Origin of the sequence: Rhodococcus sp. OAS809 (assembly GCF_040546695.1) — a bacterium.
GTDB lineage: Bacteria > Actinomycetota > Actinomycetes > Mycobacteriales > Mycobacteriaceae > Rhodococcus_F > Rhodococcus_F qingshengii.
This window is the reverse complement of record NZ_JBEPOI010000002.1, coordinates 2,189,868-2,213,158: the sequence shown is the minus strand read 5'-3', so window position 1 is coordinate 2,213,158 and position 23,291 is coordinate 2,189,868. Positions and strand designations below refer to the sequence as shown.

The 23,291-nt window shown below is 63.2% G+C and carries 28 protein-coding genes and 4 tRNA genes; 26 read left to right on the top strand and 6 right to left on the bottom strand.

Annotated features, from left to right (window positions below):
• Complete coding sequence (locus ABIE52_RS13235; protein ID WP_003942018.1) at positions 1–360, top strand: hypothetical protein; 360 nt, start codon at positions 1–3, stop codon at positions 358–360.
• A gap of 97 nt (positions 361–457) precedes the next feature.
• Here ABIE52_RS13235 and ABIE52_RS13230 read toward each other — a convergent pair whose 3' ends face one another.
• Together ABIE52_RS13230 and ABIE52_RS13225 are read right to left on the bottom strand one after the other, a co-directional pair.
• Positions 458–847 (bottom strand): VOC family protein, encoded by a 390-nt coding sequence (locus ABIE52_RS13230; protein WP_003941917.1) that lies wholly within the window; start codon positions 845–847, stop codon positions 458–460.
• Positions 848–875: 28 nt separating this feature from the next.
• Positions 876–1,769, bottom strand: coding sequence for a 1,4-dihydroxy-2-naphthoyl-CoA synthase (locus ABIE52_RS13225; protein ID WP_024487301.1), 894 nt, complete (start codon positions 1,767–1,769; stop codon positions 876–878).
• 83 nt (positions 1,770–1,852) lie between these two features.
• On the opposite strand from ABIE52_RS13225, the gene ABIE52_RS13220 reads away from it, so the two are divergent.
• From ABIE52_RS13220 to ABIE52_RS13210, 3 genes are read left to right on the top strand one after another with little or no spacing between them, the layout of a single operon-like run.
• A complete protein-coding gene (locus ABIE52_RS13220) occupies positions 1,853–2,497 on the top strand; it encodes a PaaI family thioesterase (protein ID WP_037129937.1) in 645 nt (214 codons plus the stop codon).
• Position 2,498: 1 nt separating this feature from the next.
• Entirely contained in the window at positions 2,499–3,494 is a 996-nt protein-coding gene (locus ABIE52_RS13215) for an o-succinylbenzoate synthase (RefSeq protein ID WP_192712112.1), read from the top strand.
• A gap of 48 nt (positions 3,495–3,542) precedes the next feature.
• Positions 3,543–3,989: a DUF6918 family protein gene (locus ABIE52_RS13210; RefSeq protein WP_003941973.1), complete on the top strand. Its 447-nt coding sequence runs from the start codon at positions 3,543–3,545 to the stop codon at positions 3,987–3,989.
• A 66-nt stretch (positions 3,990–4,055) separates the two neighbouring features.
• On the opposite strand, the gene ABIE52_RS13205 is transcribed toward ABIE52_RS13210, so the two are convergent.
• Positions 4,056–4,883 carry a siderophore-interacting protein gene (locus ABIE52_RS13205; RefSeq protein ID WP_003941977.1) on the bottom strand — a complete coding sequence of 276 codons (828 nt, stop codon included), beginning with the start codon at positions 4,881–4,883 and terminating at the stop codon, positions 4,056–4,058.
• Positions 4,884–4,941: 58 nt separating this feature from the next.
• Entirely contained in the window at positions 4,942–5,544 is a 603-nt protein-coding gene (locus tag ABIE52_RS13200) for a flavin reductase family protein (RefSeq protein ID WP_083059088.1), read from the bottom strand.
• A 68-nt stretch (positions 5,545–5,612) separates the two neighbouring features.
• On the opposite strand from ABIE52_RS13200, the gene menD reads away from it, so the two are divergent.
• The 4 genes from menD (at position 5,613) to ABIE52_RS13180 (ending at position 9,616) form a co-directional block, all read left to right on the top strand.
• Complete coding sequence (gene menD / locus ABIE52_RS13195) at positions 5,613–7,226, top strand: 2-succinyl-5-enolpyruvyl-6-hydroxy-3-cyclohexene-1-carboxylic-acid synthase (protein ID WP_003942063.1); 1,614 nt, start codon at positions 5,613–5,615, stop codon at positions 7,224–7,226.
• Complete coding sequence (locus tag ABIE52_RS13190; RefSeq protein WP_192712113.1) at positions 7,223–7,666, top strand: DUF3592 domain-containing protein; 444 nt, start codon at positions 7,223–7,225, stop codon at positions 7,664–7,666. The genes menD and ABIE52_RS13190 overlap by 4 nt, the downstream gene beginning before the upstream one ends.
• A 68-nt stretch (positions 7,667–7,734) precedes the next feature.
• A complete protein-coding gene (locus tag ABIE52_RS13185) occupies positions 7,735–8,880 on the top strand; it encodes a glycosyltransferase family 4 protein (protein ID WP_354541492.1) in 1,146 nt (381 codons plus the stop codon).
• Positions 8,881–8,917: 37 nt separating this feature from the next.
• Positions 8,918–9,616, top strand: coding sequence for a demethylmenaquinone methyltransferase (locus ABIE52_RS13180; RefSeq protein WP_003941879.1), 699 nt, complete (start codon positions 8,918–8,920; stop codon positions 9,614–9,616).
• Between the two features lie 55 nt (positions 9,617–9,671).
• Here the strand turns inward: ABIE52_RS13180 and ABIE52_RS13175 are convergent, their stop codons facing one another.
• Positions 9,672–10,934, bottom strand: coding sequence for a geranylgeranyl reductase family protein (locus ABIE52_RS13175; protein ID WP_371747842.1), 1,263 nt, complete (start codon positions 10,932–10,934; stop codon positions 9,672–9,674).
• A gap of 104 nt (positions 10,935–11,038) precedes the next feature.
• Between ABIE52_RS13175 and ABIE52_RS13170 the strand changes: the two genes are divergently transcribed.
• Complete coding sequence (locus ABIE52_RS13170) at positions 11,039–12,088, top strand: polyprenyl synthetase family protein (protein WP_037129929.1); 1,050 nt, start codon at positions 11,039–11,041, stop codon at positions 12,086–12,088.
• A 153-nt stretch (positions 12,089–12,241) separates the two neighbouring features.
• A complete protein-coding gene (htpX, locus tag ABIE52_RS13165) occupies positions 12,242–13,105 on the top strand; it encodes a zinc metalloprotease HtpX (RefSeq protein WP_029254860.1) in 864 nt (287 codons plus the stop codon).
• A gap of 71 nt (positions 13,106–13,176) precedes the next feature.
• On the opposite strand, the gene ABIE52_RS13160 is transcribed toward htpX, so the two are convergent.
• Positions 13,177–13,668: a YajQ family cyclic di-GMP-binding protein gene (locus ABIE52_RS13160; protein ID WP_003941854.1), complete on the bottom strand. Its 492-nt coding sequence runs from the start codon at positions 13,666–13,668 to the stop codon at positions 13,177–13,179.
• 224 nt (positions 13,669–13,892) lie between these two features.
• On the opposite strand from ABIE52_RS13160, the gene ABIE52_RS13155 reads away from it, so the two are divergent.
• From ABIE52_RS13155 to ABIE52_RS13080, 16 genes are all read left to right on the top strand, one after another.
• A tRNA-Tyr gene (locus tag ABIE52_RS13155) sits at positions 13,893–13,975 on the top strand.
• 329 nt (positions 13,976–14,304) lie between these two features.
• Positions 14,305–14,377, top strand: a tRNA-Thr gene (locus tag ABIE52_RS13150).
• A 45-nt stretch (positions 14,378–14,422) separates the two neighbouring features.
• Positions 14,423–14,495 (top strand) — tRNA-Met (locus ABIE52_RS13145).
• Positions 14,496–14,556: 61 nt separating this feature from the next.
• Positions 14,557–14,724, top strand: a complete 168-nt coding sequence (rpmG, locus tag ABIE52_RS13140; protein ID WP_003941903.1) for a 50S ribosomal protein L33 — start codon at positions 14,557–14,559, stop codon at positions 14,722–14,724.
• An 86-nt stretch (positions 14,725–14,810) separates the two neighbouring features.
• Positions 14,811–15,365, top strand: coding sequence for a (3R)-hydroxyacyl-ACP dehydratase subunit HadA (gene hadA, locus ABIE52_RS13135; protein WP_019744315.1), 555 nt, complete (start codon positions 14,811–14,813; stop codon positions 15,363–15,365).
• Entirely contained in the window at positions 15,352–15,777 is a 426-nt protein-coding gene (gene hadB, locus ABIE52_RS13130) for a (3R)-hydroxyacyl-ACP dehydratase subunit HadB (RefSeq protein ID WP_003941909.1), read from the top strand. The genes hadA and hadB overlap by 14 nt, the downstream gene beginning before the upstream one ends.
• A gap of 173 nt (positions 15,778–15,950) precedes the next feature.
• Positions 15,951–16,023, top strand: a tRNA-Trp gene (locus ABIE52_RS13125).
• Between the two features lie 31 nt (positions 16,024–16,054).
• Positions 16,055–16,558 carry a preprotein translocase subunit SecE gene (secE, locus tag ABIE52_RS13120; protein WP_064113968.1) on the top strand — a complete coding sequence of 168 codons (504 nt, stop codon included), beginning with the start codon at positions 16,055–16,057 and terminating at the stop codon, positions 16,556–16,558.
• An 84-nt stretch (positions 16,559–16,642) separates the two neighbouring features.
• The gene (nusG, locus tag ABIE52_RS13115) at positions 16,643–17,479 is read left to right on the top strand and encodes a transcription termination/antitermination protein NusG (protein ID WP_003942049.1); all 837 of its coding nucleotides are present in this window, start codon (positions 16,643–16,645) and stop codon (positions 17,477–17,479) included.
• Between the two features lie 66 nt (positions 17,480–17,545).
• Positions 17,546–17,980, top strand: coding sequence for a 50S ribosomal protein L11 (gene rplK, locus ABIE52_RS13110; RefSeq protein ID WP_003941896.1), 435 nt, complete (start codon positions 17,546–17,548; stop codon positions 17,978–17,980).
• 109 nt (positions 17,981–18,089) lie between these two features.
• The gene (gene rplA / locus ABIE52_RS13105; protein ID WP_003941982.1) at positions 18,090–18,809 is read left to right on the top strand and encodes a 50S ribosomal protein L1; all 720 of its coding nucleotides are present in this window, start codon (positions 18,090–18,092) and stop codon (positions 18,807–18,809) included.
• Positions 18,810–18,943: 134 nt separating this feature from the next.
• Positions 18,944–19,636 carry a hypothetical protein gene (locus ABIE52_RS13100; RefSeq protein ID WP_042453090.1) on the top strand — a complete coding sequence of 231 codons (693 nt, stop codon included), beginning with the start codon at positions 18,944–18,946 and terminating at the stop codon, positions 19,634–19,636.
• Positions 19,637–20,055: 419 nt separating this feature from the next.
• Positions 20,056–20,640, top strand: coding sequence for a 50S ribosomal protein L10 (rplJ, locus tag ABIE52_RS13095; protein ID WP_003942074.1), 585 nt, complete (start codon positions 20,056–20,058; stop codon positions 20,638–20,640).
• Positions 20,641–20,718: 78 nt separating this feature from the next.
• Positions 20,719–21,105 carry a 50S ribosomal protein L7/L12 gene (gene rplL / locus ABIE52_RS13090; protein ID WP_003941857.1) on the top strand — a complete coding sequence of 129 codons (387 nt, stop codon included), beginning with the start codon at positions 20,719–20,721 and terminating at the stop codon, positions 21,103–21,105.
• Positions 21,106–21,364: 259 nt separating this feature from the next.
• The gene (locus tag ABIE52_RS13085; RefSeq protein ID WP_007728450.1) at positions 21,365–22,486 is read left to right on the top strand and encodes an ABC transporter ATP-binding protein; all 1,122 of its coding nucleotides are present in this window, start codon (positions 21,365–21,367) and stop codon (positions 22,484–22,486) included.
• 9 nt (positions 22,487–22,495) lie between these two features.
• Positions 22,496–23,290: an MlaE family ABC transporter permease gene (locus ABIE52_RS13080; protein ID WP_003942038.1), complete on the top strand. Its 795-nt coding sequence runs from the start codon at positions 22,496–22,498 to the stop codon at positions 23,288–23,290.
• The last annotated feature ends 1 nt before the right edge of the window (position 23,291 follow it).

Here is a 23,291-nt window from a genome sequence, read left to right as displayed (position 1 = left end):
ATGACTACTCTCGCCGAAGATCGCCGTGAGGAATTCAAGAAGAACATCGCAGAGTTGAAGCTGGACAAGAAGCAGGCAGGCGGCGACGCGGCGACGCGCATCGCGGGCCTGGTGCTCATGGTCGTCGGAGTGGTCGGCGCCTTCGTCGTCTACATCTCTTCGCTGACGCTCTCGGACCTGCGGGATCTGGTGTCGTACCAGATCCTCACCGTGGTTTTCCTCGCCCTGACAGTGGTCGGTGCCGCACTCTTCCTGGCCGCATCGGTGGCAAAGGTGCTGCGGCTGTGGTTGGTTCGCCAACTGCTCGAGGGTCAGGCCCAGACAGATCAGATCTCTCAGGCGCTGAGCACGCGCAACTGATCTCTGCGAAGAACCGACAGATGCCCGCCACGAAAGTCGTGGCGGGCATCTGTCACTGCTCGGCTACAGCTGTGTCTCGGCTACAGCGGTGTCTCGACTACGCGGACGGTGGCCGGGAATCGCGTCGGATGGGATGGTCCTCCGGGATCTGCACCATCACGATCGGTGTCCCGTCCGGGTCGGCGATCCACATCTCGTGTAGACCCCACGGTTCCTGTCTTGCCTCGCGCGCGATCTTGACCCCGGCGAGAACCAGTTCGGTCTGAACGGCAGTGAGGTCCCGGACCTGCAGCCAGATCGCGCCGCGAAAGCCGCCCTCGCCGGTGCCGCCGTGCGCAGCGACTTCGATCAGACCTTGGCCGGCGAAGAAGACTGTGCCGCCGGGATATTCACGAGCGATCGCCAGACCGAGGGTGTCTCGGTAGAAGCTCAGCGTTCGTTCGTACTCGCTCGGGCGCAATATCGTCCGACTGCTCAGAATCTCCACGTCCGACCTCCCTCTCGCACCTACTGTGTCAGAAATACCAGGGATATGGTGACCAGTCGGGATCACGCTTTTCGAGGAACGAGTCACGACCCTCGACGGCCTCGTCGGTCATGTACGCCAAACGTGTTGCCTCACCGGCGAACAGCTGCTGGCCGACCAACCCGTCGTCCTGCAGGTTGAACGCGTACTTGAGCATCCGCTGTGCCTGCGGCGACTTGCCGTTGATCTTGCCGGCCCAGTCGATCGCGACGTTTTCGAGTTCAGCGTGGTCGACAACCTTGTTGACCGCGCCCATCTGATGCATTTCCTCGGCGGTGTAGGTCTCACCCAGGAAGAAGATCTCGCGAGCGAACTTCTGGCCCACCATCTTTGCCAGATAGGCGCTGCCGTAGCCGCCGTCGAAGCTTCCGACGTCGGCGTCGGTCTGCTTGAACCGTGCGTGCTCGCGGCTGGCGAGCGTCAGGTCGCACACCACGTGCAGGCTGTGGCCGCCGCCCGCAGCCCAGCCGTTGACCAGGCAGATCACGACCTTCGGCATGAAGCGGATCAAGCGCTGGACCTCGAGGATGTGCAGGCGCCCGGCGCGTGCTTTGTCGACGGTGTCCGCCGTTTCTCCTTCGGCGTACTGGTAGCCGCTGCGACCACGGATGCGCTGGTCTCCGCCGGAGCAGAACGCCCAACCGCCGTCCTTCTCGCTCGGTCCGTTGCCGGTCAGGAGCACCGCTCCCACGTCGGAGGTCATCCGGGCGTGATCGAGCGCGCGGTACAACTCGTCGACGGTGTGCGGGCGGAACGCATTACGCACTTCCGGTCGGTCGAAGGCGACGCGAACGGTGCCTTGGCTGACATGCCGGTGGTAGGTGATGTCGGTGAGGTTCTCGAATCCGGGGACAGGGCGCCAGAGCTGCGGGTTGAAGGTCACCTGAGCCACGATAGAGGCACGGCTCGCGCGTCTAACGGATACCTGAGGTAGAACACGTTCCCGGGCGCGCTAACGTGCAGGTCATGAGCGAACAAACCGCAGACGGCACGGAGATCGTCACAGACGGTGAGAAGCGGGGCGGATTTCCACGGTTCCGGCACACTCCCGCAGGTCCGGACTTCGGCCGCTTCGTCGAAGCGATGCGCAGGTTGCAGGACCTTGCCGTCTCGACCAATGTTCCCGACGACGTACTCGCAGACATCGCTACGCAAGCCGAAGAGCTTGCCGATCGGTTGACTCCGTACGAGGTCCCGGAAGGCAAGTCGCCCGCGGGCTCGAACATCCAACTGCCCGGACGCGGCAGCCTCCTCATGCTCCCGTGGATGGTCGAGAAGTTCGACACCGAAGGAGTCCGCAGTACCGGCGTCTTCCGTCGCTACCACCTGGGCGGCAACGGCGCCGCTCACGGCGGTGTCCTGCCCTTGCTGTTCGACGACGTCTTCGGGATGACGGTCCACGCGGGTGGCCGTCCGATCTCCCGCACCGGCTACCTCCACATCAATTACCGCGCGATCACTCCGCTCAATCAACAACTGGTGATCGAGGGGCAGGTGGATCGGGTCGAGGGTCGCAAGACTTTTGTCAGCGCGCGCCTGACCGATCTCGACGGCAAGCTCCTCGCCGACGGTGAGGCGCTCATGATCGAACTGCTTCCGGGACAGCCCTGACATGTTCCCCTCGTTCGACGATCTGATCGCGGACGCCGTGGTTCTCGCGCTGCCGATGCGAGTTCGCTTTCGCGGCATCACGACTCGTGAGGCCCTGCTCGTTCGCGGCCCGGCCGGGTGGGGAGAATTCGCCCCGTTCGTCGAGTACGACGACGACGAGGCGTCGCAGTGGCTGCTCTCGGGTATCGAAGCGGCGTGGCTGGGTCCGCCGCCTGCGCTTCGTGACGCAGTTCCCGTCAACGCGACCGTGCCGGCGATCGACGCGTCTGCCGTTCCGGAATTGCTGGAGCGCTTCCCCGGGGCCCGGACCGCCAAGGTCAAGGTCGCCGAGAAGGGACAGTCGCTGGCGCAGGACGTCGCCCGGGTGAACGAGGTGCGTCGGCACATCCCGAACGTACGCGTCGACGCCAACGGCGGGTGGAGCGTGGACGAGGCGATCACGGCCTTGCGAGCGATCACCGATGACGGTGAACTCGAATACGCCGAGCAGCCTTGTGCAAGCGTCGAGGAACTGGTCAGGGTCCGCGCCGCGGGGACCGGTGTGCGGATCGCTGCCGACGAGAGCATTCGCCGTGCCGAGGACCCGTTGCGCGTCGTACGAGCCGGGGGAGCGGACGTCGCCGTCGTGAAGGTGCCGCCGCTGGGCGGAATGCGTGCTGTGGTGGCGCTGTCGGCGCAGCTGGTGGACTACGGGGTGCCGGTGGTGGTCTCGAGTGCTCTGGACACGGCTGTGGGGATGTCCGCGGGACTGGCGGCCGCGGCAGCGTTGCCTTCGCTTCCGTTTGCCTGCGGTCTCGGTACAGGCGGCCTGTTCGTCCGGGATGTCGCGGTCACCGGAGCAGCCGTCGACGGGGCTTTATCCGTTGGTGCCGTCGAGCCTGATCCGGTTCTGCTCGAGACGCTGGCCGCGCCCGCAGACCGGCGCGACTGGTGGTTGGAGAGGGCCAGGCGCTGCCATCGGATACTCGGCAGTAGAGACCAGCCGAATTTCGTATAGTCTCGGGCGCGACCTGATGAACATCAGTGAAGAATGAAGGGATCGAAAGTGGTTGCAGCTCTGAACGAAACCCTGCTCGAGGAATCACGGGTTCCCGCGGTCGTCGCGGACGTGCAGACCTTGATCGACGCAGAGGTTTCGGATAAGTCGGGGGCCTCAGGGCTGGCTCTCAAGGGTGGCTACGGCGCGGTCAAGAAGGTGAGCCCGTCCATCGTGCCGGACGCCGTCACCGCGCTTCTGCCGGCTTTCGTGGCAAAGCTCGAGCCGTACTGGCAGGAATTCTCGGCTTCCGGCGAAGGCAGCTTCGCCGATTTCATCAGCGCCCGCGGTGACGCGGTTGCCGATTCCCTCCTCGAGGTGACGGACGAGCGTATCGAGGGCAGCGACAAGGCCGTCGTCAAGTCGATGTACTCGAAGCTGCGCGGTTCGGCGAAGAAGCATGTGACTGCAGCTCTGCCGCGTCTGGGCGATGTGATCCAGAAGCACGCTGCATAAGCGAACGTAAAACGACGAGTGGCCCGGGAGTTTCTCTCGGGCCACTCGTCGTTTTCGGTGCGTTTGTCAGTGAGCCGAATGTCCGTGGCGCCAGAAGCCGGTGAAGGTGATGTCGGTTTTGGCGAACTTCCGGTCGTTCACGAGGTGCCGACGCAGCCCGGTGGTGAGTGCCTGTTCGCCGGCGACAAAGGTGTACGACGGCCCCTCGGGCAGTTCGGCGGCGCGGACGGTCTCGAGGGTCAGAACACCCGGCGTCGCGTGTTCGTCCTCGCGAACGAGCCAATGCACGTTGACGTTCGCCAACTCCGGAATGTCTTGCTTGTCTTCGATGTTCGGAATCTCGACGAAGACCTCGGCACGCAGGTCTGCGGGCGCGGATTCCAGAATGCCGATGATCGCGGGAAGTGCACTCTCGTCGCCGACGAGCAGTTGCCACTTGGCCTCGGGTGTGGGGTTGTAGATGCAGCCTTCGTCCAAGAGGGCGACCTCGTCGCCGGCCGACGCGGTGTCCGCCCACGCGGATGCCGGGCCGATGTCGCCGTGATAAGCGAAGTCGATGTCGATCTCCGTGGTCTCGCCGAAGAGACCGGATCCGGCGGCACGGTAGGCGCGAATCGTGTAGTTGCGCACGACGGGTCGCGTGTCCTTGGACATCAACAGGTACTGCGCATACCAGAGATTGCTGGCCGCGCTCGGCAACCGGAGTTCACTCTGGCCGACCTGCGGGATGAACATGCGGAACCACTGATCGGCACCCATCGGAGCGATGGTGGACAGCTCTTCGCCGGCAATGGTCACCCGGATGAAGCTGGGGCTGATTCGTTTGTTCGCCACGACCCGCGCCGACACGATGCTGCGTGAGGCCGGTTTCACGAACTTGGCGCGCTTGGCCATGACTGGTTGCTCCCTGATTATCTGTTACTCGTACCTAATCAGGTAACCCTAACCTGATTTACGGTCGCTGTGGAGTGGTGGGTCTGTCCTTTTCGACGACTTCGGGAGGAAGGCCCCACTGCGCTCGGCCAAGTCGGCTCATCGGTGCGATTGCCGCGAAGTCCGGTAGGCCGTCGTCGGCGACAGCCTCGGGACGTACTGCGACCGCGACCACATTTCCCATCACGACAAATGAATTACCGACCTCGATGACCTGGTGGAGCGTGCATTCGATGGCGATCGGGGAGTCGGCGACCCGGACGGGGCGAACCCGCTCGCTCGGCTCGCTACGGATGTTCAACTCGAGAAACTCGTCGGCCTGGGCGTCGTAGAAGGCGGAACTCTGGTTCACCACGTCGGCAAGCCTGGCAGTCGCCAGGTTGATCACGAATTCGCCGGTCGCTTCTATGTTGCGCAGACTGTCCTTGCGTCCGACCGACGTGAACTGCACGATCGGCGGCGCCGAACTTGCCACGGTGAAAAAGCTGTACGGAGCCAGATTGCCGACGCCGTCCGCCGACAGGGTGGACACCCAGGCAATCGGCCGGGGGACCACCGAAGCGGTGAGTAACTGATAGAACCGACGGGGTTCGAGCTCGGCTGGATCGAAGAGTGTGCGCACCCACACATAATGCCGCTGTCCCCGCCCCTGGGCATGCTTGTGCCCGAACATCTGACACTCTTGAAGGCGTGAATCCGTCCACTGCACAAGCCACAGCCGTCGTCGACGAACTGGTTCGTGGTGGCGTGCGTGAAGTCGTGCTGTGTCCAGGCTCTCGCAACGCGCCCCTCGCATTTGCCCTCCAGGCCGCCGATCTCGACGGCCGGTTGCGTCTGCACATGCGGATCGACGAGCGGACAGCAGGCTTTCTGGCACTCGGACTGGCAATCGCCGGGAAACGACCGGTCCCCATCGTGATGACTTCCGGGACCGCCGTCGCGAATCTCGGACCCGCTGTCCTCGAGGCCAACTACGCGCGAGTGCCGCTGGTGGTCCTGAGCGCCAACCGGCCGTACGAGATGCTCGGCACCGGCGCCAACCAGACCGTCGAGCAACTCGGGCTCTTCGGCAGTCAAGTCCGCGCAACCATCAGCCTGGGCCTGGCGGAGGACGATTCGACGCAGAACAGCCAGTGGCGCTCGGCGGTCTGCCGGGTCCTCGCCGCTGCCCGCGGAACCCGATCCGGAAACGCGGGTCCGGTGCATTTCGACATCCCGCTCCGTGAGCCGCTGGTGCCGGACGTGCACGTCCAGGGACCGGTTCCGGAAGGCCGTCCCGGTGGTGCGGCCTGGACCACCACGCAGAACGCGACGCTCGACGTTCCGGTCGATCTGGACCTCACCGCGGACACGGTGGTCATCTCCGGACACGGCAGCGCACTTCGGCCTGAGCTGGCCGGCCTGCCGACGGTGGCCGAGCCGACGGCTCCGATGCACGGGATCGCGCTGCATCCACTCGCGCTCTCGCAACTCAAGCCCAAGCAGGCGATCATCACCGGCCGCCCGACGTTGCATCGTCAGGTATCGAAGGTGCTGGCCGACCCGGGCGTCGACGTCTACGCGCTGACTACCGGGCCGCGCTGGCCGGACGTATCCGGCAACGTACTCGCCACCGGAACCAGAGCAGTGGTCACCGGGACTCCCGATCCCGCCTGGATCGCTCGATGTGCCGCGCTGACCGAACACGCCGAAACTGCCGTCCGCAAGCAACTCGACGCCCACCCCAAGGCCACCGGCCTGCACGTGGCAGCTGCTGTGATGGATGCTCTCGCGGACGGCGACCAGCTTCTGCTCGGCGCATCCAACCCTGTTCGCGACGCGGCACTCGTGAGCTATCCCAAGCCCGCCGTGCGGGTGCTGTCGAATCGCGGCGTCGCAGGTATCGACGGCACCGTCTCGGCGGCGGTGGGCGCCGCGTTGGCGTACGAGGGCGGCCGGACCGTCGCTCTCATGGGCGACCTGACCTTCCTGCACGACGCGTCCGGGCTGCTGATCGGGACCGGTGAGCCGAGGCCGAGCGACCTCACCATCGTCGTCGCCAACGACGACGGCGGCGGTATCTTCGAGCTCCTCGAACAAGGCGACCCGCAGTACGCCGGCGTCTTCGAGCGAGTGTTCGGAACACCACACGGCATGGACCTCGCTGCGCTGTGCGCGGCCTACCGCGTGCCGCACGCAGCGGTCACCGTCGACGCCCTGGCAACGACGCTGGCGCAACCGGCCAACGGCATTCGTGTGCTCGAGGTCGCGACGGATCGCAGTGGGCTGCGCGAACTCCACGCTTCCGTGCGGGCACAGCTGTGACGCAAACAGTTCTGCGTCGCCTCCGCATCGGTGTGCTGGTGGTTGCGGTCGGCATTTCCGTGCTCGCGGTGATTCTGGTTCTCGGTGCCTGGCGCAACGATCGGACCATCGAATCGAACATGGGGACCGCAACCGCCGAGGTGCTCTCGGCGGGCTCGCTACGTTCGGCGATCAGCTTCGTGACACCGGACGGCGCGAATCACAACCCTGAACTCGGCGTGCTCTACCCCACCAATCTGACTGTGGGACAGCGCATCGAGGTGGAGTACTACAAGACCGAGCCCGATTTGGTTCGGGTAGCAGGACGTAACGCGACGGTGGCGCTGATCCCGGCAGGATCGGTGATCGTCGTGACGTGGCTCCTGGCCGGACCGTCGATCTGGTACCTGCGCAAGCGGGAAGCGGGAGCTCCGGGTTCGGCGCCGGTCGCCTCGAGTTAGTTCGCGCTTCGCCCGAACTTCACACGAACATGACGTGGACTTTTCCTGGCCCTGTCACCGTTCTCGGTGTGAGAGTAGCCATCGTTGCGGAGTCATTCCTGCCCAACATGAACGGCGTCACCAACTCGGTACTACGCGTGCTCGAACACCTCGATCGCACTGGCCACGACGCCATGGTCATTGCGCCGGACACTGTCGGATCCGACACCTCTGCCGCCACCGAACACGAAGGCGTTCAGGTGGTTCGGGTGCCAGCCGTCATGGTGCCCAAAGTCAGTTCACTTCCCGTCGGCCTGCCGCAACCACGATTGACCACGGCCGTGCGGACCTTCGCGCCCGACGTCGTCCATCTGGCGTCACCGTTCCTGCTCGGCGCCGGGGGAGTGGCCGTCGCCAAACGCCTCGGAATCCCCACCGTCGCGGTCTACCAGACCGACGTCGCCGGATTTGCCGAAAGCTACGGTCTCGGCGTCACCAGCCGCGCCGCGTGGGCGTGGACCCGTCGAATCCACAAGAGCTGCAACAGGACACTCGCGCCCTCCACGTCGGCAGTCGACGCCCTCGAAGAGCACGGCATTCCGCGCGTGCACCGATGGGCCCGCGGCGTCGACGCACAACGATTCGCGCCTTCGCGTCGTAGTTCGGCGTTGCGGCAGTCCTGGATCGGTGACAGCGACCGGTTGGTGGTCGGCTTCGTCGGTCGCCTCGCGCCCGAAAAGCACGTCGAACGATTGGCGGCCCTGGCCGGCGATCCCAGTGTGCAGATCGTCGTCGTCGGAGACGGCCCGGATCGTGAGAACCTACGACGACTGATGCCGGACGCGATCTTCACCGGACAACTGGGCGGTACCGAGCTGGCCGACGCCTATGCGAGCCTGGACGTATTCGTTCACCCCGGCGAGCACGAGACCTTTTGCCAGGCGGTCCAGGAAGCCCTCGCGAGCGGTGTGCCTGTCGTCGGACCGGACGCCGGCGGACCACGTGACCTGATCTCGCATTGCCGCAACGGCTACCTCCTGCCGACGGACAGGTTCACCGAACTCCTGCCAAGCGCCGTGGACGCACTTCGTCAGCGTGATCTGCGGGTGCAGTTCGGCTCCGCGGCGAGGCGCTCGGTGCTGCACCGGACCTGGCCGGCAATCTGCGAAGAGTTGCTCCGTCACTACGAGGACGTGCAGGGCCTCGGGCGGCGAACGGGTGCCAGAGCAGCCTGAACGCCCTCGCTGCACGAGGGTTGGTAGCGTTTCGGGTGTGGCCACTACACACGGAACCCGAGCAACTCTCGAGAAGCAACCGCACGAAGTAGCGTCGATGTTCGACGACGTCGCGGAGCGATACGACCTCACCAACACCGTGCTGTCCTTCGGCCAGGACAAGGGTTGGCGCAAGGCCACCCGCGAAGCCCTCGATCTGAAGCCGGGCGAGAAGGTGCTCGACCTCGCCGCCGGAACCGGAGTCTCGACCGTCGAACTGGGGCGCTCCGGTGCCTGGTGCGTCGCCACCGACTTCTCCAAGGGAATGCTCAAGGCTGGAATCTCGCGCAAGGTCCCGATGGTCGCAGGTGACGCGATGTACCTGCCCTATGCCGACAACGTGTTCGACGCCGCGACGATTTCCTTCGGCCTGCGCAACGTCTCCGACTTCGAAGCCGGACTGCGTGAGATCGCCCGCGTCACCAAGCCGGGCGGACGTCTCGTCGTCAGCGAGTTCTCGACGCCCGTTTTCGGTCCCTTCCGCACGGTCTACATGGAGTACCTGATGAAGGCGCTCCCGCAGGTCGCACGCACCGTCAGCAGCAACCCCGACGCCTACGTGTACCTCGCCGAATCGATCCGCGCCTGGCCGACCCAGGAAGAGTTGGCCCGCAAGATCGAGGCTGCCGGCTGGAAGAACGTCAAGTGGCGCAACCTCACCGGCGGCATCGTGGCGCTGCATTACGCCACTGCCTGAACTGCTGTGCGCCTTTATCAACCCCCGGCGGTTAATAAAGGCGCACAGCACTTGCTCAACCGAACAGCGGCCGGGAGTCGATCTTTCTCGACGCGGCCCCCGACGCCCGCCAGGCCCTCGCCGTCAGGTCGACGTCGGCGTCGGTGACGAGGTTCCCCATCACCCGAACGGCGACCGTCATCAGTGCACGTGAGCGCATCGCAATCGGGCCCGACGCGGGCAGGAACTGCGGAACCGTCAGCAGGCCTGCGAGCCGGCGCGCGACCGAGAACGCCTGGCCGTAATGCTCCCGAAGCACGGTCGGCCACAGCTCCGTGAGGTCGTCGGCGCCGAGCTGTTCGACCACCAGACGTCCGCCTTCGAGGCCGTAGTCGATGCCCTCACCGTTGAGCGGGTTCACGCACGCTGCGGCGTCGCCGATCACGGCCCAGTTGCGTCCGGCGATGTTGGAAACTGCTCCACCCATGGGTAGCAAAGCCGAAGCGACGGAATGTATTTCGCTGCTCCACTGCCACTCGCTTCGGCGCTGATCGGTGTAGAGGTCCAGCAAAGGTCGCAGGGCACCTGGTGCCGGGCGCTTGGACGTCGCCAGTGTCCCGACGCCGATGTTCACCTCGCCGGTGCCGAGCGGGAAGATCCAGCCGTACCCCGCCTGCAACGTGCCCTCGGTGTCCCGCAGTTCCAGATGCGAGGTGATCCACGGGTCGGCGCTGCGCGGCGTCGCGACGTACGCGCGTGCCGCGACGCCGTACGCGGTGTCCCGGTGCCACTGCCGTCCCAGCTTCTTGCCGAGCGTCGAGCGAACGCCGTCGGCGATGATCAGCGTCCGACAACGAAGGGTGCTTCGTCCCGAGGGGCCGGCGAGTACGACGGCGGCTACTCGATCACCGTCGAGCTCGACGTCGACGGCCTTGGTGCCCTCGACCATGACCGCGCCCGATTCGACGGCGCACCGGCGAATGGCGTCGTCGAGTTCGGTCCGGGGGATTGCACTGCCGATCGGCGGGAACGACGTCCCCGGCCACTCGAGTTCGAGTTCTTGTCCGAAGCCGGACAACCGTAGTCCCTTGTTCGTCGTGTGTGACCGAACCCACTCGCCGAGGCCGAGGAGATCCAGTTCGGCCACGGCGCGCGGAGTGAGTCCATCACCACAAGTCTTGTCTCGCGGGAAGACGGCAGCGTCCACCAGCACGACGTCTCGGCCGCTGCGGGCGGCCCACGCCGCGGCCGAAGAACCCGCGGGACCTGCGCCGATGACCACAATGTCGGTTTCGTTCGGAAGCGAATCGACGACGGGGGACTGCTCTTCTACGGACACACTCACATCTTCCCAGGCTCGCGATCGCCACCGTGGCGAGGCCGTCCCGAGTGCGAACCGCTAGGTTCACTACCGTGGGAACCGAGCCGTCACTGACGACAGGAATGGGTACTGACATCGTGAGCACCGAAAAGACTGCTGCCGACGCAACCGCATCGAGCACCGTCGTTGCAGGCATCGACCTGGGCGACGAACAGCTCGCCGCAGTAGTGCGTGGTGGACTCTCCGATGTCGAGGAGTTGTTGGTCAGCGAGCTGTCCGACGGAGAAGACTTCCTCACCGAGGCCGCGCTGCATCTCGCGCGAGCTGGTGGAAAGCGCTTCCGTCCGTTGTTCACGATCCTGACCGCGCAACTCGGACCGGTGCCGAACGATCCGTCGATCATCACCGCAGCGACTGTCACCGAACTCGTTCACCTGGCGACGCTCTATCACGACGACGTCATGGACGAGGCGTCCATGCGGCGCGGAGCACCCAGCGCCAACGCCCGCTGGGGAAACAGTGTGGCGATCCTGGCCGGCGACTATCTGTTCGCGCACGCATCACGACTGGTGTCGACGCTCGGACCCGAGGCCGTTCGGATCATCGCCGAAACATTCGCCGAACTGGTCACCGGCCAGATGCGCGAGACGATCGGTGTCAAGAAGGAGCAGGATCCGGTCGAGCACTACCTCAAGGTCGTGTGGGAGAAGACCGGTTCGCTGATCGCTGCTTCGGGACGCTTCGGCGGCACCTTCTCCGGCGCCGACGCAGCTCACATCGAGCGCCTCGAGCGCCTGGGTGATGCCGTCGGCACCGCGTTCCAGATCTCCGACGACATCATCGACATCTCGTCCGTCTCGGCGCAGTCCGGCAAGACTCCGGGCACCGACCTGCGCGAGGGTGTCCACACCCTGCCCGTCCTGTACGCGTTCCGCGAAGAAGGGGCCGACGCAGATCGCCTGCGGGAGCTGCTCGCGGGCCCGGTTACCGAAGATGCCCTGGTAGAAGAAGCTCTCGAACTGCTCGAGCGTTCGCCGGGCATGGTCAAGGCGAAGGCAAAGCTGGGCGAGTATGCCGTCGCGGCGAAAGCTCAGTTGGCTGAGCTCCCGCAGGGACCGGCCAACGAAGCGCTCGTGCGTCTCGTCGATTACACGATCGAACGAGTCGGCTGACACCTCGGCGAATCGGGGCTACCGGGTGGAAACCCCGACAGTCATTGGGTGGGAACCCTGATGACCCTGTCCTTCGTTGACTGAACAGAACCGGTGCATACACCGGGGAGTTCGGGTGAGCCTTCGGCTCCAGCGAGGCAAGAGGTGAGCGGTTTGCACGGCTACGCGAACGGTGCGAAGACATTCGGCTTGTTGGTGGGGATGTCGGCGCTGATCGTCTTCATCGGCTCGCTGTTCAACAGCCCGTTCCTTCTGTGGGGATCCGTTCTGTTTGCCGTCGGCATGAATGCCTACGTGTACTTCAACAGCGACAAGCTGGCGCTTCGATCGATGCGCGCCCAGCCCATCACCGAGGTCGAGGCACCGGCGATCTACCGGATCGTGCGCGAACTCGCCACTACGGCGCACCAACCGATGCCCAGGCTGTACATCAGCCCCACGAACGCCCCGAACGCGTTTGCCACCGGTCGTAGCCCTCGGCACGCCGCGGTGTGCGTGACCAGCGGCATCATGCAGATCCTGAACGAACGCGAACTGCGTGCCGTGCTCGGGCACGAACTCTCCCACGTCTACAACCGGGACATTTTGATCTCGTCCGTGGCCGGCGCGATGGCCAGCGTCATCTCTGGCCTGGCCAACTTCGCGATGTACGCGAGCATCTTCGGCGGCCGAGGGAACGGGCAGGGAAGCAATCCGATCGCGCTGCTGCTCGTCTCCCTACTGGGACCGATCGCGGCAACCGTGGTCAAGCTGGCCGTTTCGCGCTCTCGCGAGTATCAGGCTGATCAATCGGGAGCCGAGCTCACCGGTGACCCGCTGGCGTTGGCGTCGGCGCTGCGCAAGCTCGAGTCGGGCGTCGCAGCCGCGCCGTTGCCGCCTGAGCCCAAGCTCGCGGCGCAGTCCCACCTGATGATCGCCAACCCCTTCAGAGCGGGCGACAAGGTCAGCAAGCTGTTCTCGACGCATCCGCCCATGGCGGACCGGATCGAGCGTTTGGAGAAGATGGCGGGGATGTAGGGGCCTTCGGCCCCTGTGAGCCTTTCTGGTCGTCGGAACTACCAAAAAGGCGCACAGGGGCGCAGCCCCTACTACCGGTAGTTCACGAACTGCAGGGCGATCCCGAAGTCCTCACCCTTGAGCAGGGAGATGACGCCCTGGAGGTCGTCGCGCTTCTTGCTGCTCACACGAAGTTCCTCACCCTGGATCTGCGCCTTGACGCCCTTGGGGCCCTCGTCGCGAATCTTCTTGGTGATCTTCTTCGCGTTCTCGCTGCTGATGCCCTGGACCAAGGTTCCGGACAGCTTGTAGATCTTTCCGGACTGCGCCGGCTCGCCGGCATCGAATGCCTTCAGCGAGATGTCACGACGGATCAACTTCTCCTTGAACACGTCGAGGGCGGCCAGCAGTCGCTCCTCGGTGTCGGCGTTCAACGTGATCGTCTCTTCACCAGACCACTCGATCGACGCTCCCGTGTTTCGGAAGTCGAAACGCGTGGTCAACTCCTTGGCAGCCTGATGCAGGGCGTTGTCCACCTCTTGACGGTCAACCTTGCTCACCACGTCGAAGGACGAATCAGCCACTTCACACTCCCGCTTTCCGGTAGTTCACGAACATCGAGTTCCGCCCACCTTCCATACCGGTGGACACCTCGACGTTATCGGGTCGGCACCGCCCGTTACCACCCGGTTTGCAAAATGGGGGTGTGTTCGTTGTATTCTTCTCACCGCACCGAGGAAGCCGTTTTCGGCCGCCGCACGTCGCGATATACTTGCGAATGCGCCGGATCGAAGCCTGGTGCAAGCACGGCAGATTGCCCGAGCGGCCAATGGGAGCGGACTGTAAATCCGTCGGCTTATGCCTACGTAGGTTCGAATCCTACATCTGCCACACCAAGTCAGCCCCGATTCTCTTCGCGAGAGTCGGGGCTGACTTTTTTGTGCGTGTACCGAGGTCGAGCGCGCGTTGGCGACGCAGGCGCCGGCTTCGGCTCAGGGGTGTCGGAGGCTCAGGGCCTCGGGATGGGCCCCGGGGGATGGTTTCAGGGGGAGTGCGGGGTCAAGTTGGTTCCCGCAAAGCCCTCGCCAGCGGCCTCGATCGGTGCAACAATGGGCTCCGGCACCATTTTTGCCCCGATGACCAGCGGATTTGGTGCTGGCGCTCGTTCGTGTGTAATCTTTCGGAGGCTTCAAGAGAGCGGCAACGCGCTCCTGAGCCACGCCCCCTTAGCTCAGTCGGTAGAGCGTTTCCATGGTAAGGAAAAGGTCAACGGTTCGATTCCGTTAGGGGGCTCGCTGGATTGTGGTGCCGTGCTTTCCGCGCGACACTCGACACCGAGGCGGTGTAGCTCAGTTGGTAGAGCAAACGACTCATAATCGTTGCGTCGCCGGTTCAAGTCCGGTCACCGCTACACAATATGCATGATCCACCCTGATTGCTCGTAATCAGATACACCCGAAAGAAGGCATCCCGTGGCCTCCTCGACTGACGTTCGGCCCAAGATCACCTTGGCCTGCGAGGTATGCAAGCACCGCAACTACATCACCAAGAAGAATCGGCGCAACGACCCCGATCGCCTGGAGCTCAAGAAGTTCTGCCCCAACTGCGGAACCCACCAGTCGCATCGCGAGTCGAAGTAGTAAGTCCTTAACAGGACGACGATTTTCGCGGAAGACCCTCTCTGGGCCTGCGTCTTCGGGTCCTAGCTAGAAGAGAGTCTCACCGCGTGACAGATTTGCAAGAGAACCAGGCAGCGGCCGAGGTCCCTACGGACCCGGCCGCTCATGCCGTCCAGATGGTCGGTCACCACTATCGTGTCGAAGACTTCTACGAGGTCGGACGCGAGAAGGTGCGCGAGTTCGCTCGCGCCGTCCAGGACGCCCATCCCGCGCACTACGACGAGTCGGCAGCCAAGGGCCTCGGATACGACGGCCTGATCGCTCCCATCACGTTCGTCGCCATCGTGGGTGCCATTGCTCAGCGACGTCTGTTCGAAGAGATCGTCACAGGCTACGACCTGAGTCAGATTCTTCAGACCGATCAGCGCTTGGTGCTGCACAAGCCCATGCAGGTCGGTGACCGACTCTTCTGCGACGTCTTCCTGGATTCGTTCAGGCAGGCCGCAGGTAGCGACATCATCGTGACCAAGAACATCATCACCGATCAGAACGACGAAGCCGTCGTCACCACGTGGACGACGCTTGTTGCTCGAACGGGTGGGGAAGTGGACGAGAACATCGCCCACGCAGTCAAGGACGTGATGATGCATGTCGCTTCGTAAATTTTCCGACGTGAGTGTCGGCGAACTTCTCCCCGAGAAGTCCGTCACCCTGACGCGTGGAAACCTCGCCAACTACGCGGGTGTTTCGGGAGATCCCAATCCGATTCACTTCAGTGACGAGGTCGCACGACTTGCCGGCTTGCCGGACGTCGTCGCGCACGGCATGCTCTCCATGGGCATCGGTGCCGGCTACGTCACCGAATGGCTGGGAGATCCGGGCGCAGTGACCGAGTACAACGTACGGTTCACGAGCCCGGTGATCGTGGCAGCCGACAAGGCTGCCGAGATCGAGTTCACCGCCAAGGTGAAGTCGATCGACGAAGAAAGCAAGACCGCAGTACTGGCAATTGTGGCCAAGTCCGAAGGTAAGAAGATCTTCGGTCGTGCCACTGCCACGGTCCGTCTAGCCTGATCGCAGGGCGGATTGTGTTTGTTCCGGGGCTTTGAAGTACACTGAGATTTCTGGGATTCCTCAGCGCTGCGCGCTGCCCTGAATGTTGCAAGACATTCACCTCGGGTAGCGCGTATGTTGTGTGATCGCAGAACGGTTGATTCAGGCAGGGTCTACCTGTCGAGGTCAACCAAAGGGGCGTAGCTCAACTGGCAGAGCAGCGGTCTCCAAAACCGCAGGTTGCAGGTTCAAGTCCTGTCGCCCCTGCCCCCGGATGCCAGCGACTGAGAGGAACGACGTGAGCGAGGAGCGCGCCAAGCGCGACGCCGACACTTCGGATGCGGAGACTTCACTGTCTGCCGATTCGACCGGTGTCGACGACACTGCAGCTGACGCGACTACGCGTTCCGATCTTTCGTTGGACAAGGACGGTGCCGAAAAGGCTCCCTCCGCATCCAGTGGGGTTTCCAACAAGCCGACCGGCAAGCGCGCTGCACGCGGCGCCTCGGTCAGCGCGTCCACCGTGAAGACTCCGGCCCGGACGGCATCCCGGACATCTTCGGCCAAGCCGACTGCAACGAACCCCGGCAAGAAGCCCAAGGCGAAGAAGGACAACATCTTCAAGCGCCTGCGCAAATTCTTCCGCGAGGTCATCGCAGAACTCCGTAAGGTCATCTGGCCGAACCGCAAGCAGATGATCACCTACACCAGCGTCGTGCTGACGTTCGTGGTCTTCATGGTCGCTTTCATCAGCGGCGTCGATATCGCTGTGATCAAGGGTGTCACCTGGCTGTTCGGCTGATCGCCGTAGCAGTCGGGCGTCTTTGCCTGCGAGCGCGACAAGACCCGACCCGGGTCCGAGTAACGAGAGGAAGCGAGTGCCCCAGTGAGCACCCCCGAGAACGACACGAATGAGGCTTTGGCCGAAGAGCGTGTTTCTGCCGAGGCGGCAGCCGAAGTAGACGTCGTGGTTGCCGAAGGCACCGATGCAGACGTTGCCGAAGGCACTGATGCAGACGCTGCAGCGACCGAGGACGTCATCTCCGACGATGCCGAGAACTCCGACGAGGCCGCTCCCGCCGCCGAGCTCGAGGTCGAGGATCCCGTTGCCGAACTCAAGGCTGCGCTGCGCCGCGCCCCGGGTGACTGGTACGTCATCCACTCGTACGCCGGTTACGAGAACAAGGTCAAGACCAACCTCGAGACTCGCGTTCAGAACCTCGATGTCGGCGACTACATCTTCCAGGTGGAAGTTCCCACCGAAGAGGTCACCGAGATCAAGAACGGCCAGCGCAAGCAGGTCAACCGCAAGGTTCTGCCCGGATACATCCTCGTTCGCATGGAGCTCAACGACGAGTCGTGGGGCGCCGTGCGCAACACGCCTGGTGTCACCGGTTTTGTCGGTGCCACGTCGCGTCCCTCGCCGCTGACCCTCAACGAGGTCGTCAAGTTCCTGCTCCCGCAGCAGGAGCAGAAGAAGCAGCAGGCTGCAGCGGCCGCCGTCGCAGCAGGCGAGGCACCGTCCGAGTCCTTCGGCAAGCCCCTCATCGAGGTCGACTTCGAGGTCGGCGAGTCGGTCACCGTCATGGACGGCCCGTTCGCAACCCTTCCGGCCAGCATCAGCGAGGTCAACGGCGAGCAGCAGAAGCTCAAGGTTCTCGTGTCGATCTTCGGTCGTGAAACCCCGGTTGAGCTCAACTTCAACCAGGTCGCGAAGATCTGACCACCCCAAAACTTGCAATTTGTTCGACGCAAGACACACACCCAAGCTAGAAACTAGGAACTAGAGATGCCCCCAAAGAAGAAGAAGCTCGCCGGGCTCATCAAGCTGCAGATCCAGGCAGGTCAGGCTAACCCTGCACCTCCCGTGGGTCCCGCGCTCGGTCAGCACGGCGTGAACATCATGGAGTTCTGCAAGGCCTACAACGCGGCGACTGAGTCCCAGCGCGGCAACGTTGTGCCGGTCGAGATCTCGGTCTACGAAGACCGGACCTTCGATTTCAAGCTGAAGACCCCTCCCGCCGCCAAGCTGCTCCTCAAGGCAGCCGGCGTCGCCAAGGGCTCCGGCGAACCGCACAAGACCAAGGTTGCCTCGGTGACCATGGATCAGGTGCGCGAAATCGCGAAGACCAAGGCTGAAGACCTCAATGCCAATGACATCGAGCAGGCCGCGAAGATCATCGCCGGCACCGCTCGTTCCATGGGCATCACGGTCCAGGGCTGATAGTCCGCTCCACAGCATTACGTGGGAGGGCCGGCCAGGCCCCGACCACAACTGAACCATTCACCACTGCACAGGTAATTCGCTGCAGTGACAAGTAAGGACAGAACAAATGGCAAAGCGCAGCAAGGCGTACCTCGCCGCCGCTGAGAAGATCGACGCAGACAAGCTCTACAGCCCGCTTCAGGCTGCAAAGCTCGCCAAGGAGACGTCGTCCACCAAGATGGATGCAACCGTTGAGGTTGCAGTTCGTCTGGGCGTCGACCCCCGTAAGGCTGACCAGATGGTCCGCGGAACGGTCAACCTGCCCCACGGCACCGGTAAGACCGCTCGCGTCATCGTGTTCGCTGTTGGCGAGAAGGCAGCAGAAGCCGAGGCTGCAGGCGCTGACGTAGTCGGTGCAGAAGACCTGATCGAGCGCATCCAGGGTGGATGGGTCGATTTCGACGCCGCAATCGCGACTCCTGATCAGATGGCCAAGGTCGGCCGCATCGCCCGTGTCCTCGGACCGCGTGGCCTGATGCCGAACCCGAAGACGGGCACCGTCACGGCGGATGTCACCAAGGCTGTCAACGACATCAAGGGCGGAAAGATCAACTTCCGCGTCGACAAGCAGGCCAACCTGCACTTCGTCATCGGCAAGGCATCGTTCGACGATGAGAAGCTGGTGGAGAACTACGGCGCAGCCCTGGACGAGATCCTGCGTGCGAAGCCCTCGTCGGCCAAGGGTCGCTACGTGAAGAAGATCACGGTCTCGACCACCACCGGTCCGGGCATCCCGGTGGATCCGAACCGTACTCGCAACCTCCTCGAGGATGCTGCAGACGCGTAAGCAGTCCGCATACGAACAAGAAGGCCGGCAGGGATCACTCCCTGCCGGCCTTCTTGTCTGTGTCGGGAGGGCCTGCCTCTGCCGGTGGTATCGGTCCAACGGTGGTATCGATCCAACGGTGGCATCATCGGGGTATGCACGAAGCGTTCCAGTTCCTCGGAAACTTTTGGTGGCTGATCTTCGTTTTCGGCGGCACCATCGGTGGGGCGCTGAAGGGTGTCGCGGTTGCCAACGAAAGGCGGATCGAGCGCCGGCAAGAGCGCTTCCGGCTCAAGCAGCAGACCAAGGTCGCCATCGCGCAAGCCAACGCACAACATCACGCCGACGAAGAAACACAGCGCCGAGAGCTGGCCAAGGCAATCGAGCAGCACGATGCGGTCGACGCCCGATGGTTCTCGTACGAGCTCGATCCGGTCACACTGCTCGACACCCCGATGATGACGGACATGCGCGAGCCTTTGACCGCCGATTTTCATCGAGCCAAATACCGTGCCGATCTGCTTCGCCCAGGCAATCCGGAGACGATGATCGGCAACCAGCAGGCACAAACCGAGTACCGCGAGGCGGTGCACGCTTACTCGATCGCCTTCGAAATCGCGGAAGCTGAGGCGAAGCGCCGCCGACGGAGCGGATTCACCCTCGACGAACAAGAACGCCTGGTAAGGGCGCAACGTCTGCTGCGACTGGCCATGGACGAGGGCGCGACGCCACAGGAACGTCAGAGTGCGTACCGGAAGGCCCACAAGGAACTCGATGGACTGCTGGTGTTGCCGGACCGAGCTCGGGCAGCAATCGAACACAAGATCGCCAGGGCTATCGGTGCTTGAAGGAATCGGGTGCGTGACGAACCCGATTTGGTTGTGCAGCGAGCAGTCAGGTAGTCTTCGAGGCGGAGTTCAGTGCTGGATATGAACTTCACCCCAAAATCATGTTCTACCCAAGACCGTTGGTGATTGCACTCAGTGATGGGTGTGGTTGAAAGTCCGGGAGTGCCCGGCGGCCCACGTAGGTGAACGAGGTAGGGGGATAGCTTGATGTAGTGGTTCTACAGTTTGCCTGGTTATGCACTGCCTCGCTTTGCATCGTTACGCTGATTCGTAAGCCTCTTCTTCATGTTTCCTCTGTACGCCCCGTGCGCTTGCGCCGGGGCGTTTTGCATGTCGCGGACTGTGTCTTCTCGGGTTCACCCCGATGAGGTGCAGCGGTTCCTGAGTGGGACAACGACTGTCACGAGAGGAGGCGAAGTATGGCAAAGCCTGAGAAGGTTTCCGCAGTTGCGGAAATCACCGAGCAGTTCAAGGGTTCGACCGCCGCTGTGGTCACGGAATACCGTGGCCTTTCGGTTGGCAACATCACGACACTGCGACGCGCTCTCGGAGAAGGTGCCACCTACTCCGTCGCCAAGAACACCCTGGTCAAGCGTGCCGCCGCAGAGGCTGGCATCGAGGGCCTTGATGACCTGTTCGTTGGTCCGACCGCCATTGCATTCATCAAGGGCGAACCGGTCGACGCTGCGAAGGCTCTGAAGAACTTCGCTAAGGACAACAAGGCGCTCATCATCAAGGGCGGCTACATGGACGGCGCTGCGCTGTCCGTGGAAGAGGTCAACAAGATCGCGGATCTCGAATCCCGCGAAATCCTGTTGGCAAAGCTTGCCGGCGCGATGAAGGGCAACTTGGCAAAGGCCGCAGGCCTGTTCAATGCTCCCGCTTCGCAGATGGCCCGTCTGGCCGCTGCCCTGCAGGAGAAGAAGGCTGCAGAAGGCGGAGCCGCAGAGGCCCCCGCAGAGGCTGCCACCGAGGCTCCGGCCGAGGCCGAAGCCGAAAGCTGATCCGCACCCGCGCATCACTGCTATAACCCCGCCCGGTCGCGGATCAGCGACATGGGACTTACAGGAAGGACCGCCACAATGGCGAAGCTCAGCACCGAAGAGTTGTTGGACCAGTTCAAGGAGCTCACCCTCCTCGAGCTCTCGGAGTTCGTTAAGGCATTCGAGGAGACCTTCGAGGTCACCGCTGCTGCTCCCGTCGCCGTCGCCGCTGCAGGCGCACCGGCTGCCGGCGCAGAAGCTGCTGAAGAGCAGGACGAGTTCGACGTCGTCCTCGAGTCGGCTGGCGACAAGAAGATCCAGGTCATCAAGGTCGTCCGTGAGGTCGTTTCCGGCCTCGGCCTGAAGGAAGCCAAGGACCTCGTCGAGAGCGCTCCGAAGGCCATCCTCGAGAAGGTTGCCAAGGACGCCGCAGAGGCTGCCAAGGAAAAGCTCGAAGCTGCCGGAGCAAAGATCGTCATCAAGTAAGACGGTTTTCCCGCTGCTCTTCGCGAGTAGTAACGAAGAGGGCCACTCCCCACGGGGAGTGGCCCTCTTTTTTTGAACTTTTTTCGCGGGTGATATGCAGGAATTCATGCAGGTGGGAGGGGTGTCCGAACTAGGCTGTGATCTGAATTATGCTTCTTCCCTACTCGTTAGTAGTATTCGCAGTCACGGGTACCACTCCCATGCGATAGAGTGACCCAACCCACACGGGTGCATGCATGCAACGGACGTCGCGGAGGTAATGGTGGGAGTCGAGGTAGCGGTACAAGGACTGACAAAGTCTTTCGGGTCGCAGAGGATTTGGCAGGACGTGTCGTTGACACTTCCCGCGGGTGAGGTCAGCGCACTGCTCGGGCCTTCGGGTACCGGTAAGTCGGTGTTCCTGAAGTCCCTGATCGGACTGCTCCGCCCTGAACAAGGCTCCATCGTCATCGACGGCACGGACATCCTGCAGTGCTCCTCCAAGGAGCTCTACGAGATCCGCAAGCTGTTCGGCGTTCTCTTCCAGGACGGCGCACTGTTCGGCTCGATGAACTTGTACGACAACATCGCCTTCCCGCTTCGTGAGCACACCAAGAAGTCGGAATCCGATATCCGCAAGATCGTGATGGAGAAGTTGGACCTCACGGGTCTGGTCGGCGCCGAGGACAAGCTTCCCGGTGAGATCTCCGGCGGTATGCGCAAGCGTGCCGGTCTGGCGCGTGCACTCGTTCTCGATCCCGAGATCATCCTCGTCGACGAGCCCGACTCCGGTCTGGATCCGGTGCGTACGACGTACATCAGCCAAACGCTGATCGACATCAACGCCCAGTCGGACGCGACGATTCTGATCGTCTCGCACAACATCAACCTCGCACGCACGGTGCCGGACAACATCGGCATGCTCTTCCGTCGTCAGTTGGTGATGTTCGGTCCTCGTGAGGTGCTGCTCACCTCGGACGAGCCCGTCGTCAAGCAGTTCCTCAACGGAACGATGATCGGTCCGATCGGTATGTCGGAGGAGAAGGACGAGGCTCAGATGGCGCACGAGCAGGCGCTCGTCGACGCCGGTCACCACGCCGGTGGTGTCGACGACGTCGAGGGCATCGTGCCGCAGATGAAGGCCACCCCCGGAAACCCGGAGCGTCAGGCTGTTCGTCGTCGCCAGGAGCGCGTCCGTCAGATCATGCACACCCTCCCAGCTAACGCACAGGCGGCGATTCAGGACAGCCTCGACGAGGTTGACGGAACTGGGCAGTACGATCCCCAGTACGCCGAAGCGAGCGGCTATCAGGGGGAGTGGAACGACAACTCGCAAGACACGCAGGTCATTCCTGCATACGAGGGCGATCCCTACGGAAACACGACACACGGGCAAGGGTAGGCATATCGGATGGGGGTTACCCGCAACTCGGTTCTGAGTCCGGTCAACGGAGCATTAACTCAGGCCGGAAACATCGTCGAACTGTTTGTCGACGTCGTCAGGAATACGTTCCGGCGTCCATTTCAGTTCCGTGAGTTCATCGAGCAGGCCTGGTTCATCGCCAGCGTGACAATTTTGCCGACGGCATTGGTAGCCATCCCTTTCGGCGCCGTCGTCTCACTGCAGACCGGTTCGCTGATCAAGCAGTTGGGTGCAGAATCGTTCACCGGCGCTGCCAGCGTCCTGGCGGTGATCCAGCAGGGTAGCCCCCTGGTGACAGCGTTGCTGGTCGCCGGTGCGGCCGGATCGGCCGTGACGGCCGATCTCGGTTCTCGAACCATCCGTGAAGAGATCGACGCGATGGAAGTCCTCGGAATCAATCCGATTCAGCGCCTGGTGGTTCCGCGTGTACTCGCGATGGTGCTGATCGCTGTTCTGCTCAACGGACTGGTGTCCGTCGTCGGTATCGCGGGTGGTTACTTCTTCAACGTGATCCTGCAGGGCGGTAACCCCGGTGCCTACATCTCGTCATTCTCAGCCTTTGCGCAGCTACCGGACATTTGGAGCGGTGAGATCAAAGCCGCGGTGTTCGGTGTCATCGCTGGTGTGATCTCCGCGTACAAGGGACTCCACCCGTCCGGTGGCCCGAAGGGCGTCGGTGAGGCGGTGAACCAGGCCGTCGTCATCACGTTCCTGCTGTTGTTCTTCGCCAATCTGATTCTGACGATGGTGTACCTCCAGATCGTGCCGGCGAAGGGATCTTGAC

What these genes read in the sequence shown, in the direction of transcription:
- ABIE52_RS13235 (WP_003942018.1), top strand. Translation starts at nt 1, where the DNA reads ATGACTACTCTCGCCGAAGATCGCCGTGAGGAATTCAAGAAGAACATC.
- ABIE52_RS13220 (WP_037129937.1), top strand. Translation starts at nt 1,853, where the DNA reads ATGAGCGAACAAACCGCAGACGGCACGGAGATCGTCACAGACGGTGAG.
- ABIE52_RS13215 (WP_192712112.1), top strand. Translation starts at nt 2,499, where the DNA reads ATGTTCCCCTCGTTCGACGATCTGATCGCGGACGCCGTGGTTCTCGCG.
- ABIE52_RS13205 (WP_003941977.1), bottom strand. Translation starts at nt 4,883, where the DNA reads ATGGCCAAGCGCGCCAAGTTCGTGAAACCGGCCTCACGCAGCATCGTG.
- ABIE52_RS13170 (WP_037129929.1), top strand. Translation starts at nt 11,039, where the DNA reads ATGGGTACTGACATCGTGAGCACCGAAAAGACTGCTGCCGACGCAACC.
- hadB (WP_003941909.1), top strand. Translation starts at nt 15,352, where the DNA reads ATGTCGCTTCGTAAATTTTCCGACGTGAGTGTCGGCGAACTTCTCCCC.
- rplK (WP_003941896.1), top strand. Translation starts at nt 17,546, where the DNA reads ATGCCCCCAAAGAAGAAGAAGCTCGCCGGGCTCATCAAGCTGCAGATC.
- rplA (WP_003941982.1), top strand. Translation starts at nt 18,090, where the DNA reads ATGGCAAAGCGCAGCAAGGCGTACCTCGCCGCCGCTGAGAAGATCGAC.
- ABIE52_RS13100 (WP_042453090.1), top strand. Translation starts at nt 18,944, where the DNA reads ATGCACGAAGCGTTCCAGTTCCTCGGAAACTTTTGGTGGCTGATCTTC.
- rplJ (WP_003942074.1), top strand. Translation starts at nt 20,056, where the DNA reads ATGGCAAAGCCTGAGAAGGTTTCCGCAGTTGCGGAAATCACCGAGCAG.
- rplL (WP_003941857.1), top strand. Translation starts at nt 20,719, where the DNA reads ATGGCGAAGCTCAGCACCGAAGAGTTGTTGGACCAGTTCAAGGAGCTC.
- ABIE52_RS13085 (WP_007728450.1), top strand. Translation starts at nt 21,365, where the DNA reads ATGGTGGGAGTCGAGGTAGCGGTACAAGGACTGACAAAGTCTTTCGGG.
- ABIE52_RS13080 (WP_003942038.1), top strand. Translation starts at nt 22,496, where the DNA reads ATGGGGGTTACCCGCAACTCGGTTCTGAGTCCGGTCAACGGAGCATTA.